Source organism: Erythrobacter fulvus (assembly GCF_028595285.1).
Taxonomy (GTDB): domain Bacteria; phylum Pseudomonadota; class Alphaproteobacteria; order Sphingomonadales; family Sphingomonadaceae; genus Erythrobacter; species Erythrobacter fulvus.
This window is the reverse complement of record NZ_JAQQXQ010000020.1, coordinates 1-1203: the sequence shown is the minus strand read 5'-3', so window position 1 is coordinate 1203 and position 1203 is coordinate 1. Positions and strand designations below refer to the sequence as shown.

Annotated in this window: 1 protein-coding gene and 1 pseudogene; one reads left to right on the top strand and one right to left on the bottom strand. The window is 53.6% G+C overall.

Annotation, left to right across the window (positions count from 1 at the left end; all coding sequences use genetic code 11):
* Positions 1–108: pseudogene (locus OIK40_RS15015) on the top strand (IS5/IS1182 family transposase); the annotation flags it as partial.
* A 330-nt stretch (positions 109–438) separates the two neighbouring features.
* Here OIK40_RS15015 and OIK40_RS15010 read toward each other — a convergent pair.
* Positions 439–909, bottom strand: a complete 471-nt coding sequence (locus tag OIK40_RS15010; protein ID WP_273679174.1) for a hypothetical protein — start codon at positions 907–909, stop codon at positions 439–441.
* Positions 910–1203 lie beyond the last annotated feature (294 nt).

Sequence of the window (1203 nt, the reverse complement as noted above, 5' to 3'; positions counted from 1 at the left end):
AAGCTCAAGGACTGGCGACGGATCCACACCCGTTATGACCGCTGCGCGCACACGTTCATGTCCGCCATCTGCATCGCCGCAACCGTCATCTTCTGGCTGCCGCAATGAGTCCTGAGCCTAGCTTTTCAAGGCATTGATCGTCGAGAGGGGGAGCGCCGATCCGGTCAAGATCGCAGAAGGACAGAGCGGCGCTCTGGATTGATTGACCGGCGGAGTAACACCAATGATGGGCGACGTCGTGATGACAACGGAGCCCCAGAATAATAGCAGGTGCATTACGATCATAGGTGGGTTCAGAAATGTCCCTGTCCCGCCCTATGCGGCCATAAGCTTCATCGCGCGTTTGTCGCGAAAGCGGCGCGTGAGCCCGAGCCTCGTTTTAAACGAGCGACCAATGCGCTCAAGCCCAAAGAGCGCGCAGCTCAAGTCATGTCCTGCCTAGAGACGCAAGTGCAGCGCCATTTCGGTTTTGAGCCAACCTTGGTTGGCTAAGGAAATCACAGGTTCGGCAGACCCAGGAGCCGGCTTCTGGCGCTCGACCAGCTGCATGCTCTCAAGCGCCGAGATCCAGCGCGCCGTTGTCGGCTCTGTACACGGCGATAGGTCAACGACATCCGCGAGTGTGAGAGATATGCCGCTGACGTGAGCCTGGTAGAGCCCGAGCATGATGTCCCATGCCGGCGCTGCTGCGAATCCGTCAAATTCGAAGATTGCATCAATCTTGCTTCGCCAGGCGAGAGCCAAAGCTGCAAGCGCGCTGAGCGACTCCGAGTCTTTTGGTGCTTGTTCAGCTATTGCTAACGCCCGGTGGAGGCCTTGAAAAAGGCTTCCGTCAGCCTCGCTCACAATTGCTGGATCAATTCCCGATTGATGGTCGAAAATCTCATCCTTCTGAATTTGCTTGCACATAAAATCTCGAGCTTCTTTGAACGGCTTGCGACTATTTCTTCTGAACTCAACTATATTGAATTTATGGCGTTTTTATGTTTTTTATGTAAAAAAACCTCATTCGCACTTCACTTTTTTGCAAATATATCGATCTAATTCCAGCAAATGAAATTTTAATGCGCGGTTACAGCTGTAAGGAAGGCGCCGTCGCCTGTCATAAAGAGGGACGTGGCCACGGCGTGCGCTTGATACACTGGGCGCCGATTGTAGGTGGCGCCGAACCTTCAGTTTTGTTCGGCACACTCCATAAGTTGC